This is a genomic window from Kribbella sp. CA-294648 (assembly GCF_050943845.1).
GTDB lineage: Bacteria > Actinomycetota > Actinomycetes > Propionibacteriales > Kribbellaceae > Kribbella.
In genome coordinates this window covers 3,809,671-3,823,100 of record NZ_CP191981.1, presented here as the reverse complement: position 1 = coordinate 3,823,100, position 13,430 = coordinate 3,809,671, and the positions used below count along the sequence as shown (strand labels likewise).

Genomic DNA, 13,430 nt, shown 5'->3' with positions numbered 1-13,430 from the left:
GCGCCGGTGACTGTAGCGCGGCCGGGAACGCCCGGTTCATGAGCCGCGCCTACACCGTCGGTAACCCTGTCAGTTGCGGCACCTTCACGGCTTCCCCGCGCCGACGTCAGCCGGTTTCCCAGGCAGTACAGTTCGCCGGTGATCAAGACGGAACATCTCGACGGCGTGCGGCTGCTGCGGCACCGGCAGCCACAGGAGCACACCGACGTCACCCTGACGTTCGCGGTCGGGGCCCGGGACGAGACGCTGCGCACCGTCGGGGTCGCGCACACCGTCGAGCATCTGGTGATGAGTACCGTGCGGCAGTTGCCGATCCAACTCGAGGCTGAGGTCGATCTGATGACGACCACCTTCGCGGCGTCGGGATCGCCCGCGCGGGTCGGAGAGTTCCTGAACCGACTCTGCGCCGCGCTGGCCGACCCGCCAGTGGATCGGCTCGCGGTCGAGGCCGGAGTACTGGCTGCCGAAGACGGCTGGGCCGCGCATCCGATGGCCGCCTTCCTGCTGTTCGTCCGGTACGGCGCTGATGGTCCGGGGCTGGCATGGCTGGAAGGCGCCGGGTACGACGGCCTGACGGCGGAGCACGTGACCTCCTTCGCGCAGAAGTGGTTCGTGCCTGGCAACGCAGTACTGCGGGTCAGTGGGCCGCTGCCGGAAGGGCTGGAGCTGAAGCTGCCGCAGGGGTCCGCGCCTATCAGGGAGTACCCCATCGGACGGTTGCCGGATGGACCGTCAGCAGTCGGGTACGGCATCCCGGGCGCCGCAGTGCTGCTCACTCTGCCGCCTCGAGATGCTGCACGCGTGCCCAGTCTTGCGATGAGCGTGCTGGAGAAGAGGATCGAGGAGCAGTGTCGTCACGTCGCTGGGCACAGCTACGTCGTCGACAGCCAGGTTGTGGGTAGGGACTTCGTGATCTTTGCCGAAGCCCGCGAAGGCACCGAGGAACAGGTAGCGCGGGCTGTGGGAGAGGCACTGACCGATCTGGCTGCCCACGGGCCCAGCGAGGAAGAGTTGGCGTTGGCGGTTGCCCGCCTGGAGGAGGACCTCGCCACCACCGACAGAGAACTGGCCGCGGCCTTCGGCACCACGATGCGCCAGCTGATGGGCGACGAGCCGCTGCCACCGGCTGACGTAGTACTGGCCAAGCAGGTCCGCCCGGCGGACATTGCCGCAGTACTGCGGGATGCTCTGCCTTCGGCGATCGGGTACGCCGACCAGGAGGTGCTCGACGTCTGGAAGGCACACGGGTTTCGTCCCGAGGCGCACTGCCCAGTGATTCCCGAGCTGCCGGCGGGGAAGGTCTACAAGCCGTCCCTCTCAGCAAGGACCTTCTTCAAGGACGCTCGCTCGCTCGTCCTGGTGCAGACCGAACAGGGACTCGCACTGCGCGACCATGACGGCATCCACGAGATCCGCTGGGAAGAGGTGGCCGGCGTGATGCGCACGGACGGCCCTACCGTGGTCCTTGGCATCAACGGCTGCGCGATTCCGGTGGACCCCCAGGTCTTCCGTGGCTCTGGCGCCACCCTGGAAGTACTCGCGAACCACACCGATCCCGGCCTGTGGTTCAACGAGTCGTCCTTCTCCCGCGACGAGGACGACCACTAGCCGCCCTCGGCACCCAACAACTGCAGGACGTCAGGCAGCGCCTCCGCAAGAAGACCTGCTGTCCCACAGCACGCTTCGCCGTGGTCGGGTCGTCTCTAGCTCAGCGGCGTTTCGCGCGGCCGGCAGTTGGACGACATCGGAGGACGCCGAAGTCTGTAGGTGGAGGCGTTCCTGAGCGACAGCAGGAGCCCAGTCGCCTGTGGGTGAGTTGTTTGGCGTGCAACGGCGAACGGTCCCACCACTCCAGTCGAGCTTCTTGTACTGCGCGTCGGCTGGGCTGCGACGGTTAGTCGGCTTCTAGGCCGGAGTCGTTGAGGAGGGGGAGCTCTTCGTCGGAGGCGTCTAGTTCTTGTTTGACGATGGTCATGGCCAGACTGCCGGGGTAGCCCTTGCGGGCGAGCATGCCGATCAGGCGGCGCATGGCGACCTGGCGTTCCAGGGATCGCATCGAGCGGAGCTTCTTGCGGACCAGGGCGCGCGCGGTCGCCTCTTCCTGGTCGGGGTCGAGCTCTTCGAGGGCGTCGCGGGTCAGTTCGTCGTCGACTCCCCGGCGACGCAGCTCCTGAGCGAGAGCGCGCTTGCCAAGGCCTCGACCGCGGTGGCGTGACTCCACCCAGGCGGCGGCGAATGCGGCGTCGTCGATCAGCCCGACCTCGGTGAACCGATCGAGCACCTCGTCGGCCACCTCGTCAGAAATCTCCCGCTCGGCCAGCAGCCCGGCCAGCTCGGCGCGGGTGCGCGGCTGGCCGCTCAGCTTGTCCAGCAGGATCGTGCGGGCCGCCGAATGCGGGTCCGCCGACCGATCGAGCTCAGGATCCGCCGGCGCAGTCGGCCGACGATCCCCGAACCGCCGGGTCGCCCGCGTCCCCGGCCGCCGCCGGTTACTACTTGTTCCCGAAGGCTCGGCAGGTTCAGAAGAACGCCGAACACTCGGAGCAGAGATCCCCGCAGGTGGACCAGCAGAGTCGTCAGCGTCGCCCTCGCCGGCAGCCCACTCCGGCATGCCATCGGGACGCCCTTCGAAGGCATCGAAAGTGCCACCATCGGCCGGACCACTACCGGCCGGACCCCCGGTGACCAGGCCACCGGTGGCCGCGCCGGCCCGCCCGCCTTTGGACCGCCGGGACTTACCCGAGCGGCCCCCAGCGGACTTCTTGGCAGCCTTGACGTCCTTGGTGTCATCAAGTGACCAAGGAAGTGGCTGGACGGGAGGCAGCTCCGCTACCGGATCGGCCTCCACCGGCGTCGGCGGAGTGATTCCCGCCAGTCCCCGGCGGACTCCGTCGGGCAGCTCCGGCAAAGCCTTCTTGGAGCTGCCCGGACGGTTGTCGCCGGAAGACATCGGGTGATCAGAAGTCGACATCGACCTCGGCCGCAGCCTCGGCCGGTACCTCGACCGCCACACCGATGCCCATCTTCTCCTTGATCTTCTTCTCCAGCTCGTTGGCCAGATCCGGGTTGTCACGCAGGAAGTTCCGCGCGTTCTCCCGGCCCTGTCCGAGCTGGTCGCTCTCGTAGGTGAACCAGGCGCCGGCCTTGCGGACGAAGCCCTGCTCCACACCGAGGTCCAGCAGGCTGCCCTCGCGGCTGATGCCCTGGCCGTAGATGATGTCGAACTCGGCCTGCTTGAACGGCGGGGCCACCTTGTTCTTCACGACCTTGACCCGGGTCCGGTTGCCGACGAAGTCGGTACCGTCCTTCAGCGACTCGATCCGGCGTACGTCGAGCCGCACCGAGGCGTAGAACTTCAGCGCCTTACCACCGGTCGTCGTCTCCGGGGAGCCGAACATCACGCCGATCTTCTCGCGCAACTGGTTGATGAAGATCGCGGTGGTGTTGGTCCCGCTGACCGCACCGGTCATCTTCCGCAGCGCCTGGCTCATCAGCCGGGCCTGCAGACCGACGTGGCTGTCACCCATCTCACCCTCGATCTCGGCCCGGGGCACCAGCGCGGCCACCGAGTCGATCACGACGATGTCGATCGCGCCGGAGCGGATCAGCATGTCGGCGATCTCCAGCGCCTGCTCACCGGAGTCCGGCTGCGAGACCAGCAGGGCGTCGGTGTCGACCCCGAGCTTCTGTGCGTAGTCCGGGTCGAGCGCGTGCTCCGCGTCGATGAACGCCGCGATCCCGCCGGCCCGCTGCGCATTCGCCACCGCGTGCAGCGCGACCGTCGTCTTACCGGACGATTCCGGACCGTAGATCTCCACCACACGACCGCGGGGCAGGCCGCCGATGCCGAGCGCGACGTCGAGCGCGATCGACCCGGTCGGAATGACCTCGATCTTCGCCCGCTCCTGATCGCCCAGGCGCATCACCGCGCCCTTGCCGCAGTTCCGCTCGATCTGCGTCAGCGCGGTCGCCAGCGCCTTCTCGCGATCCGCGGCCTTGCGGTCTTCCTTCGCCGCTGCACCAGCCATGTGACTGCCACCTAACCCATCTACTATCGGGGCCGCTGTGCCAGCCGCCCGGAGGAAATTCGTTGTCGCCAGAGACGGTATTGGTTCCGACGGACAGTTTTCGGTGCCGGAGTGAATCTGTGGACAAACCGGCCGATCCGGGGAACTCGTACGAGACAAAATAGCCCGAACACCTGTTCGAATCACAACTGACACGCCGAACACCCCGCAGATCGTGCTGAACCGCCCACTCCCTACCCTGGCGGACGTGACCGACCGTCCCGACATCCCCGACTCCGCCGTCATCCTCGCCCTCAGCCGGGTAGAGTTCGGCATCGACTCGGTGCTCGACGCGCTCCGTAGCCAGGACCCGTTCGGCATCCGCACAGTCCTGGCTGAGTACTCCGCTCAAGAGCAGCCCAACCTGGCCGAGAAGGGCCTGATCCTCGCGATCGACAGGTTGCTGCAGATGAAGGTGCCCGGTCACGCCGAGTGGCCGACGCTGCCACTGGCCAAGCGCTGCGACTGGTGGGTGGAGCGCCTAGGCGGGTTCGCTGCGGTCGTAGCGGGTCTCCCCCGGCTCAGCGGTGCCGCCGCCGACGCCCTGCCCATCAAGGACACTCTCGGCGCCGCAGTACAGGCCATGGTGATCGGGGCTGTCTGCCGCGAGTACGGCGTCGAGGCGCATGCCGACCGTACTGCGGTGATCGCCCGCGTACTCACCGGCCGTGCGATCACGCCGGACGACGTACTCCGGTACGACGACCCCACCGCCGCCGGCAAGGACGTGGCGGAGCAGCTCGGGCTAGGGAACGAGTCGGAAGAGGCAGGTCTCCGCAAGGGGGTCCGCCTGGTCTGGCGGATCAGCAAGCTCTTCGGTGGCCTCGGAGAGGTGTTCGAGGACCGCCCACGCGGCAGTATCGGCGCCAGGATCATCGGCAAGCTGCCCGCGGTGGGAGTGGTCGGCGGCTTCTTCGACGAGCGCAAGGGCATCCGCAAGGCCGCGTACGCCGCTGCCGAGCTGCTCAGCTCGAGCGCATTCCGGGTCCGCCCGATCGGAGACAGCGGCCCCGGCGCACTGCGATGATCACCCCATGAACGCGATCGCCATCGTGAACCCGGACGCCAACTGGCCGGCGCAGTACGAGAAGACGGCCGAGGTGCTCGGCAGGATCCTCGGCGACACGGTGGTACGGATCGACCACATCGGTTCGACCTCGGTGCCGGGACTGCCTGCCAAGGACGTCCTCGATATCCAGGCGACAGTCGCTGCGGAGTCCGAGCTGGATGACGCGGTGGAGTTGCTGGTGGCAGCCGACTGGGAAGCCCGGCCGCCGCGTCGCGACCATCCGGTGCCCGGCCTGCCGACGGACGAGTTCCAGTGGGTCAAGCGGTTGGTGATGGAGCCGCAGTACCGGCGCAGGGTGAATCTCCACGTGCGGGTGGCCGGCCGCGCGAACCAGCGATACGCACTGCTCTTCCGGGACTATCTGCGTGCCCATCCGGACACCGCCGCGGCGTACGGGGAGTTCAAGCGGCGGGCCGCTGCGTTGCGTCTGGAGTCTGTCGGTGAGTACGCCGACCTGAAGGATCCCGTGTGTGACCTGATCTATCTGCCGGCCGAGGAATGGGCAGCCCGCACCGGCTGGTCCGTCTGAGACAGACGTAGTTGCTGCTGGCAACTCCCCTGGTCAGCGCTCGCTGGAGGGGAGTTGCAGGTGCGCCCAGACGGCGCGCCAGACAGCTTTGGCGGCTTCGCCGTCGGCGAGGGCCTCCTCGACCGTGCGGCCCCCGAGTTCGCTCAGTGCCTGGGTCTCGGCCCAGGTCCGCGAGTAGGCAGGGCCCAGATGGTGGTCCATCCGGGCCCAGAACTCCGTCAGTCTCATTACTGCCTATCGTTGTCCGGCGGCCGGTTCCAACCGCCTTGCTGTCCGCCCTGCTGCGGCGGCTGACCCCATCCACCCTGCCCCTGCTGCGGCGGCTGCCCGTGCGGTGGCTGGCCCTGCGGCGGCTGCCCCTGGGCGGGCGGCCCCTGAGGCGGCTGTCCCCAGCCACCCTGGCCCTGCTGCGGCGGACCTTGCGGCGGCTGCTGCGGACCCCACTGACCGGGCTGACCCTGCTGCGGGGGCTGCGGCTGCCCAGGGTACTGCCCCGGGGCAGGCTGACCGTACTGCTGCGGCGGCTGGCCCGGCTGGCCATACGGCCCCGGCTGGCCCTGGCCGTACTGACCCGGCTGACCGTACCCACCCTGCTGCGGCGGACCGTACGGACCAGGCGCACCCGGCTGGCCGCCGTACTGGGGGCCCCACTGGCCCTGCTGCGGCTGGCCTGGGTACTGCCCGTACTGCTGCGCCTTGGCCTTGCGACCGCGCAGTACGAAGAAGGCCACGGCTCCGGCGGCGAGCAGCAGAAGCACGATGAGGAGGATCCACGCCCACGCCGGGAAACCGCCGCCGGCCTCGGAGGTCAGTGACACGTTGCCCAGCTTGTCGAGACTGTCGTACGTCGCCGTGCGCCCGTCGACCTTGGCACCCGAGTCGTGCTCGATGATCTTGCCCGGCATGGTGATCTTGAAGTTGACCGCGGGCGTCGCACCGCCGGTGTTCCGGCCGAGGTTCGCCTGCTTGACCGTGACGACGAACTTCTCGCCGTCCTTGCGGAAGCCCACGCCCTGGCCGGTCGAGGTGCCCATCTTGCTGAACGGCACGTTGTCGAACTTGCAGTTCGATCCGATGTACTTGTCGTCCTGGAAGGCCTCGCAGGTGACGCCCTCGGTGGCGGTCTGCTTGATGCCCCGCTCCACCTGTGCGCGGATCTCGTCGATCGACTGACCACTGCTGGTCAGCAACTGCTTGTCGATGCCGATCTGCATCGTGCCGGAGACGGTCTCGTTGGAATTCACCTTCAGGTCGCCGTCGAGCTTCACGCAGCCGGTCAGAGCAACCAGGCAGGCCACGACGACGAGCGCTGTGCGCACGCGGTTCATCATGGCGCCGATCATTCCAGAAGGAGGGGACAGGATGGGCCTTGGGAACCCTCCTGGCCGAAAACTGTCGGACCGGCCGGGCAAGATGGTGGACGTGCAGAGATCCAGCGCGTTGAGCCGCTTCTCGCCCGCGACCCGGGCGTGGTTCGGCGACGTCTTCGAAGCGGCCACCCCGGCCCAGCTCGAGGCGTGGGACGCCATCACCGCGGGCCGGGACGCGCTGGTGGTCGCCCCGACGGGTTCGGGCAAGACGCTGGCGGCCTTCCTGTGGGCGCTCGACCGGCTCGCGACGACGCCACCACCGGAGGATCCGAAGCTGCGCTGCCGCGTGCTCTACGTGTCGCCGCTGAAGGCGCTGGCGGTCGACGTCGAGCGCAACCTGCGGGCGCCGCTGATCGGCATCCGGGAGACCGCGCGGCGGCTCGGCGAGGCGCCGATCGACGTCGAGGTGGCGGTTCGGTCGGGTGACACGCCGGCCAACGAACGGCGGCGGTTCGCCACCAAACCGTCCGACGTACTGATCACCACGCCCGAGTCACTGTTCCTGCTGCTCACGTCGCAGGGACGGGAGTCGTTGCGGGGTGTGGAGACGGTCATCGTCGACGAGGTGCACGCGGTCGCCGGCACCAAGCGCGGCGCGCATCTGGCGCTCACACTCGAGCGGCTGGACGCCCTGCTGCCCCAGCCGGCCCAACGGATCGGGTTGTCGGCGACGGTTCGCCCGGTCGAGGAGGTCGCGCGCTTCCTCGGCGGCGAGCGGCCGGTGAAAGTAGTGCAGCCGAAGTTCACCAAGCAATGGGACCTGAGCGTGGTCGTGCCGGTCGAGGACATGGCCGAGCTCGCCAACACCGAGATCGAGACGTCCGGGTCGGCCGCCGGGCCGCCCCGGCACGCGTCGATCTGGCCGCATGTCGAGGAGCACGTCTTCGACCTGATCTCGGCGCACCAATCCACCATCGTCTTCTCCAACTCCCGTCGGCTGGCCGAGCGCCTGACCGCCCGGCTGAACGAGATCGCCGCCGAGCGCGCCGACCTCGAGCTGCCCGAGGCCGGTTCGCCGGCCCAGCTGATGGCTCAGTCGGGCGCCTCCCTGGCCGCTCCCCCGCTGATTGCCCGCGCTCACCACGGCTCGGTCAGCAAGGAGCAGCGAGCGCTCATCGAGGCCGATCTGAAGTCCGGCCGGCTGCCGTGCGTGGTCGCGACCAGCAGCCTCGAGCTCGGGATCGACATGGGTGCGGTCGATCTGGTCATCCAGGTCGAGGCACCGCCCTCGGTCGCGAGCGGGCTCCAGCGGGTCGGTCGCGCCGGTCACCAGGTCGGCGCTGTCTCGCGCGGCGTACTGTTCCCGAAGTTCCGTGGCGACCTGATCGACACCGCCGTCGTGGTCCAGCGGATGCGCGACGGGCTGATCGAGAGCCTGCACATCCCGGCGAACCCACTCGACGTGCTGGCCCAGCAGATCGTCTCGATCGTTGCCCTCGACACCATCGACGTGGACGAGCTCTACACCTTGGTACGCCGCTGCGCCCCGTTCGCGACGCTGCCACGATCGGCGTACGACGGCGTGCTGGACATGTTGTCCGGGCGTTATCCGTCGGACGAGTTCGCCGAGTTGCGGCCGCGGATCGTGTTCGACCGGGTCAGTGGCGAGATCTCGGGCCGGCCCGGTGCGCAACGGCTCGCGGTGACCAGTGGCGGGACGATCCCGGATCGAGGACTGTTCGGCGTCTTCCTGGTCGGCGAGTCCACCAACCATCGGGTCGGCGAGCTCGACGAGGAGATGGTCTACGAGTCCCGCGTCGGCGACGTCTTCACGCTGGGCGCGTCGAGCTGGCGGATCGAGGACATCACCCACGACCGGGTGCTGGTCTCCCCCGCTCCCGGCCAGCCCGGCCGCCTCCCGTTCTGGAAGGGCGACGCGGTCGGTCGCCCCGCGGAGCTGGGAGCGGCGACCGGTGCGTTCGTTCGGACAATTGCCGCTCTGCCGCCGGCGAAGGCGGTCAAGCGGGCACGGGACGCAGGCCTCGACGAGTACGCCGCCAACAACCTGGTCGCCTACCTCGGCGAGCAACGCGAGGCGACCAGCCGGGTGCCCGACGACATCACCATCGTGGTCGAGCGGTTCCGCGACGAGCTCGGCGACTGGCGGGTCTGCATCCATTCGCCGTACGGCGGTCAGGTGCACGGCCCTTGGGCGCTGGCGATCGCCGCGCGGCTGCGCGAGCGGTACGGCATGGATGCCCAGTCGGTCTCGGGTGACGACGGCATCGTGCTGCGCCTGCCGGAGACGGACGAGCCGCCGCCGGGTGCCGATCTGGTGCTGTTCGATCCGGCGGAGATCGAGGATCTGATCACTGCGGAGGTCGGCGGCTCGGCACTGTTCGCCGCGCGCTTCCGTGAATGTGCGGCCCGCGCGCTGCTGCTGCCCCGGCGCAATCCGGGCAAGCGATCACCACTGTGGCAGCAACGGCAGCGATCGGCGCAGTTGTTGAGCGTGGCCAGCAAGTACGGGTCGTTCCCCATCGTGCTGGAGACTCTGCGCGAGGTGCTGCAGGACGTCTACGACCTGGCTGCCTTGAAGGATGTGCTGACGGGCATCAGCGAACGCCGGATCTCCGTGGTCGAGGTGGAGACGCCGGAGGCTTCACCGTTCGCGAAGTCGCTGCTGTTCGGCTATGTGGGCGCATTCATGTACGAAGGCGACACCCCGCTCGCCGAGAAGCGCGCGGCAGCACTCTCGCTCGACCAAGGTCTGCTCGCGGAGCTGCTGGGCCGCACCGAGCTGCGTGAGCTTCTCGACGCCGAGGTCGTACTGCGCACCGAGGCCGAGCTGCAACGCCTGGCCGAGGACCGGCGAGCCCGTGATGCCGAAGGGCTTTTCGACGTACTCCGCTTGGTCGGGCCGCTGTCGTTGTCCGAGGCAACTCAGCGCTGCGTCGACGGTTCAGATGCGGAAGCCTGGTTGACCGAGCTCGCCGCGGCCCGCCGGGTCGTGCGGGTGCGGGTGGCCGGTGAACACCGGTGGGCTGTGGTGGAAGACGTCGCGCGCTTGCGTGACGCCCTCGGCGTACCGCTGCCACCTGGTATCGCCGAGGCGCATGCGGAGTCAGTCGCGGATCCCCTAGGCGATCTGGTGTCGCGTTATGCCCGCACCCACGGGCCTTTCCGCGCGATCGACCTGGCGACACATCTCGGGATCGGCGTTGCCGTCGTGAGTGAGGCGCTGCGCCGGCTGGCCGCGGCTGGGCGAGTGGTCGAGGGCGAGTTCCTGCCGGGTGGTGTCGCGACAGAGTGGTGCGACAGCGAGATCCTGCGACTGCTGCGCCGCCGATCGCTGGCGGCCCTGCGCAAGGAGGTCGAGCCAGTCGATCCGGCCGCCCTCGCGCGGTTCCTGCCTGCCTGGCAGGGAATCACGAGCAGCCGCGGCCGCGGGTACGACGTATTGCTGGGTGCTGTCGAGCAGTTGGCGGGATGTGCTGTGCCCGCGTCGGCGCTGGAGTCGATCGTGTTGCCGTCGCGGGTACCTGGGTACCAGCCGTCAATGCTGGACGAGCTGACCGCGACCGGAGAGGTGGTGTGGGCCGGCTCGGGTTCGCTGCCGGGCACGGATGGCTGGGTTTCGTTGCACTTGGCAGACAACTGCGATCTCACGCTGCCCGATCCTGACCCGTCCTTCGAACTGGGCGAGACCCATCAGGCCGTGCTCGACGCGTTGGCCGGCGGGGGCGCGTTCTTCTTCCGTCAGTTGAGCGATGTCGTCGGCGCCGCGTCCGGGGTGGTCGACGACAACACGATGGTCGGCATCCTGTGGGATCTGGTCTGGGCCGGGCACCTGACCAACGACACACTCGCACCGGTTCGATCACTGGTCGGCGGGGGCCGAGGTGCCCACCGAACCCGCCGAGCTACGCCTCGCGCGCGACCTGGACGAGGGCTGAGACCAGGACGACCCGCAATGCCTGCACGCAGTGGTCCGCCGACAGCCGGTGGACGGTGGTCGTTGCTGCCAGAGCGCAACGAGGATGCGACTAGGCGGGCCCATGCGGCAGCAGAGACGCTGCTGGATCGCTACGGGATCGTCACGCGCGGCTCGGTGATGACCGAGCGGACGCCGGGTGGGTTCGCGGCCGTCTACAAGGTGCTGAGCGCCTTCGAGGAGTCCGGGCGATGCCGTCGCGGGTACTTCGTTGCCGGGCTCGGGGCCGCGCAGTTCGCTTTGCCCGGCGCCGTCGACCGGTTGCGGGCGATGGCCGAGTTGCCGACGAGCGGATCGATCAGCCGGCCGTCGAAGGAGCAGCCGGCGGCGCGGGCCGTAGTACTGGCGGCTTCTGATCCGGCCAATCCGTATGGCGCGGCTCTGCCCTGGCCCGAGCGGGATAACGCCGGTGGTCATCGACCAGGGCGGAAGGCCGGTGCACTCGTCATGCTCGTCGACGGACGCCTCATCGTGTACGTCGAACGCGGCGGGCGGACGGTGTTGAGCTTCACCGAGGATCCGGACCTGCTGCAGCCGGCCGTCGACGCACTGGCCCTGGCGATCAGAGACGGGCATCTCGGCAAGCTCAGTGTGGAGACGGCCGACGGTGAACAGGTGCGGCACACAGCCTTTGGCGATGCACTGGCCAAGGCGGGATTCCATGCGACGCCGCGCGGTCTGCGGCTTCGGGCCTGAGCCATGCCCGAAGGAGACACCGTCTGGCGGGCCTGCAAACGGCTGGACCAAGCCTTGGGCCGGCAGGAACTGACACGCACGGACTTCCGGGTGCCGTCCTTGGCCACGACCGATCTCAGCGGCCGGAGCGTGCTCGAGGTGATTGCTAGAGGCAAGCATCTGTTGATGCGACTGTCGGGCGGCGTCACCATCCACAGCCATCTCCGGATGGATGGCAGCTGGCATCTGTACCGTCCGGGCGAGAAATGGCGAGGCGGTCCGGACCACCAGGTCAGGGCGGTGCTGGAGACCGCGGCCTGGGTGGCCGTGGGATATCGGCTGCCAGTGCTGGAACTGGTCGCGACCGATGCCGAGGGCACCGTCGTCGGTCATCTCGGACCTGACCTGCTGTCCCCCGACTTCGACCGGGACCTGGCGCTGGCCAATCTCGCTGCCGAACCTGATCGGACGATCAGCGAGGCCCTGCTGGACCAGCGGAACCTGGCCGGGATCGGGAACTTCTACCGGGTCGAAGTCTGTTTCCTGCTCGGCCTGCATCCATGGCGCAAGGCCGGCTCGGTGGACCTGGCGGCCGCGGTCGACCTGAGTCGCCGACTGATGAAGGCCAATCTCCGGAACGCGACTCAGGTATCGACCGGTATCGACCGGCCGGGGCAGCGTTCCTATGTGTTCGAGCGGGCCGGTAAACCGTGCCGTCGGTGCGGGACGACGATCCAGACAGCCCCGATCGGCGAGCCGCCCAGGGAACGGGTCAGCTTTTGGTGCCCCACCTGTCAGCCCGAGGCGTGAAATTCACCTGTGGATGACCAGCTGGTTCGGCGGAAAGACGGATACGTTCTCTGACGAGTCGAACATCTGTTCGAGTTCGAGAGGAGACGGTCATGTGCGACATCTGCGGTGGGATCACCAACCCCGAGTACGAGCAGCAACTGCTGACCAACATCCAGCGCTTCGGCTGGACGGTGCAGTTCATCGAGGGTGAGCACGGCGGGCGGAACCCGTCGTACGCCTACACCCTGGGGCTGAGCCTGCACGGGCACCCGGAGTTCATCACCTTCAACTGCCATCCGGACTTCGTCGGGCGTGAGCTTCAGCCGCTCGCGGAGTCAGTGCTCGCCGGAAGGCAGTTCGACGAGGGTGATCATCTCGGCGATCTCTTCCAGCCGCAGTTGCTGCGGATGCCGGATTCGACGACTCATCTCTACACGGCGAACACGATGTTCAGGCGGCCGGGTGATCCACCCATCGAAGCGCTCCAGCTGGTCTGGCCCACCAGGACCCCATGGCTGGAGAGCGGGCGATGAACACCCGCGAGCTGCCGGGATCAGGCGGCGGCAACGACCTCGGGCTCGATCGCCGGGTGCGCCAGGACGAGCGCCTCTTCCCGGGCGAGATCCTCGCTGACCTCGGCGAAGACCGTCGACAGCGGAACGTCCAGTGCCATGCAGATGGCCGCAAGCAACTCGCTCGAAGCCTCTTTCTGGCCGCGCTCGACCTCCGAGAGGTAGCCCAGGCTGACCCGGGCGTCGGCGGACACCTCGCGCAGAGTGCGCCCTTGGCGCAGCCGCTTGCGCCGCAGGACGTCGCCCAGGAGGCCACGAACCAGCACCATGAGGTTTCTCCCTTCCGCCTGTCGGATCGAACCTACTCGCACCGTAGCTCGACCGTGGGGACCAACGGTACCCGTTGCTGGGTCACTACTCCTCGCAATGTCCAGCTTCGGTGCGCCGTGCCAGTCTGCCTTACCTGTTCCCATGCTGGTCTC

General features: G+C 68.3%; 11 protein-coding genes. 6 read left to right on the top strand and 5 right to left on the bottom strand.

Annotated elements, in window-relative coordinates:
• Positions 1-138: 138 nt before the first annotated feature.
• On the top strand, positions 139-1,608 hold the full coding sequence (locus tag ACQPYM_RS18170; RefSeq protein ID WP_433022131.1) for a hypothetical protein: 1,470 nt from the start codon (positions 139-141) through the stop codon (positions 1,606-1,608).
• A 286-nt stretch (positions 1,609-1,894) separates the two neighbouring features.
• Here the strand turns inward: ACQPYM_RS18170 and ACQPYM_RS18165 are convergent, their stop codons facing one another.
• Together ACQPYM_RS18165 and recA are read right to left on the bottom strand one after the other, a co-directional pair.
• Entirely contained in the window at positions 1,895-2,950 is a 1,056-nt protein-coding gene (locus ACQPYM_RS18165) for a regulatory protein RecX (RefSeq protein ID WP_433022129.1), read from the bottom strand.
• 7 nt (positions 2,951-2,957) lie between these two features.
• Positions 2,958-4,028, bottom strand: a complete 1,071-nt coding sequence (gene recA, locus ACQPYM_RS18160; protein ID WP_433022127.1) for a recombinase RecA — start codon at positions 4,026-4,028, stop codon at positions 2,958-2,960.
• A 247-nt stretch (positions 4,029-4,275) separates the two neighbouring features.
• On the opposite strand from recA, the gene ACQPYM_RS18155 reads away from it, so the two are divergent.
• Together ACQPYM_RS18155 and ACQPYM_RS18150 are read left to right on the top strand one after the other, a co-directional pair.
• The gene (locus ACQPYM_RS18155; RefSeq protein ID WP_433022125.1) at positions 4,276-5,094 is read left to right on the top strand and encodes a hypothetical protein; all 819 of its coding nucleotides are present in this window, start codon (positions 4,276-4,278) and stop codon (positions 5,092-5,094) included.
• A 7-nt stretch (positions 5,095-5,101) separates the two neighbouring features.
• On the top strand, positions 5,102-5,665 hold the full coding sequence (locus ACQPYM_RS18150) for a GrpB family protein (RefSeq protein WP_433022123.1): 564 nt from the start codon (positions 5,102-5,104) through the stop codon (positions 5,663-5,665).
• A 33-nt stretch (positions 5,666-5,698) separates the two neighbouring features.
• Here the strand turns inward: ACQPYM_RS18150 and ACQPYM_RS18145 are convergent, their stop codons facing one another.
• Both ACQPYM_RS18145 and ACQPYM_RS18140 read right to left on the bottom strand, forming a co-directional pair.
• Complete coding sequence (locus ACQPYM_RS18145) at positions 5,699-5,893, bottom strand: DUF3046 domain-containing protein (RefSeq protein WP_433022121.1); 195 nt, start codon at positions 5,891-5,893, stop codon at positions 5,699-5,701.
• A complete protein-coding gene (locus tag ACQPYM_RS18140; protein WP_433023325.1) occupies positions 5,893-6,993 on the bottom strand; it encodes an LppM family (lipo)protein in 1,101 nt (366 codons plus the stop codon). The genes ACQPYM_RS18145 and ACQPYM_RS18140 overlap by 1 nt, the downstream gene beginning before the upstream one ends.
• An 85-nt stretch (positions 6,994-7,078) precedes the next feature.
• On the opposite strand from ACQPYM_RS18140, the gene ACQPYM_RS18135 reads away from it, so the two are divergent.
• From ACQPYM_RS18135 to ACQPYM_RS18125, 3 genes are all read left to right on the top strand, one after another.
• The gene (locus ACQPYM_RS18135; protein WP_433023323.1) at positions 7,079-11,665 is read left to right on the top strand and encodes an ATP-dependent helicase; all 4,587 of its coding nucleotides are present in this window, start codon (positions 7,079-7,081) and stop codon (positions 11,663-11,665) included.
• A 3-nt stretch (positions 11,666-11,668) separates the two neighbouring features.
• Positions 11,669-12,454, top strand: coding sequence for an Fpg/Nei family DNA glycosylase (locus tag ACQPYM_RS18130; RefSeq protein ID WP_433022119.1), 786 nt, complete (start codon positions 11,669-11,671; stop codon positions 12,452-12,454).
• 92 nt (positions 12,455-12,546) lie between these two features.
• Positions 12,547-12,969: a DUF4262 domain-containing protein gene (locus tag ACQPYM_RS18125; protein WP_433022117.1), complete on the top strand. Its 423-nt coding sequence runs from the start codon at positions 12,547-12,549 to the stop codon at positions 12,967-12,969.
• Between the two features lie 20 nt (positions 12,970-12,989).
• Here the strand turns inward: ACQPYM_RS18125 and ACQPYM_RS18120 are convergent, their stop codons facing one another.
• Positions 12,990-13,277: a helix-turn-helix domain-containing protein gene (locus tag ACQPYM_RS18120; protein ID WP_360272207.1), complete on the bottom strand. Its 288-nt coding sequence runs from the start codon at positions 13,275-13,277 to the stop codon at positions 12,990-12,992.
• Between the last annotated feature and the right edge of the window lie 153 nt (positions 13,278-13,430).

What these genes read in the sequence shown, in the direction of transcription:
- ACQPYM_RS18120 (WP_360272207.1), bottom strand. Translation starts at nt 13,277, where the DNA reads ATGGTGCTGGTTCGTGGCCTCCTGGGCGACGTCCTGCGGCGCAAGCGG.
- ACQPYM_RS18150 (WP_433022123.1), top strand. Translation starts at nt 5,102, where the DNA reads ATGAACGCGATCGCCATCGTGAACCCGGACGCCAACTGGCCGGCGCAG.
- ACQPYM_RS18125 (WP_433022117.1), top strand. Translation starts at nt 12,547, where the DNA reads ATGTGCGACATCTGCGGTGGGATCACCAACCCCGAGTACGAGCAGCAA.
- ACQPYM_RS18145 (WP_433022121.1), bottom strand. Translation starts at nt 5,893, where the DNA reads ATGAGACTGACGGAGTTCTGGGCCCGGATGGACCACCATCTGGGCCCT.
- recA (WP_433022127.1), bottom strand. Translation starts at nt 4,028, where the DNA reads ATGGCTGGTGCAGCGGCGAAGGAAGACCGCAAGGCCGCGGATCGCGAG.
- ACQPYM_RS18140 (WP_433023325.1), bottom strand. Translation starts at nt 6,993, where the DNA reads ATGAACCGCGTGCGCACAGCGCTCGTCGTCGTGGCCTGCCTGGTTGCT.
- ACQPYM_RS18135 (WP_433023323.1), top strand. Translation starts at nt 7,079, where the DNA reads ATGGTGGACGTGCAGAGATCCAGCGCGTTGAGCCGCTTCTCGCCCGCG.
- ACQPYM_RS18130 (WP_433022119.1), top strand. Translation starts at nt 11,669, where the DNA reads ATGCCCGAAGGAGACACCGTCTGGCGGGCCTGCAAACGGCTGGACCAA.
- ACQPYM_RS18165 (WP_433022129.1), bottom strand. Translation starts at nt 2,950, where the DNA reads ATGTCTTCCGGCGACAACCGTCCGGGCAGCTCCAAGAAGGCTTTGCCG.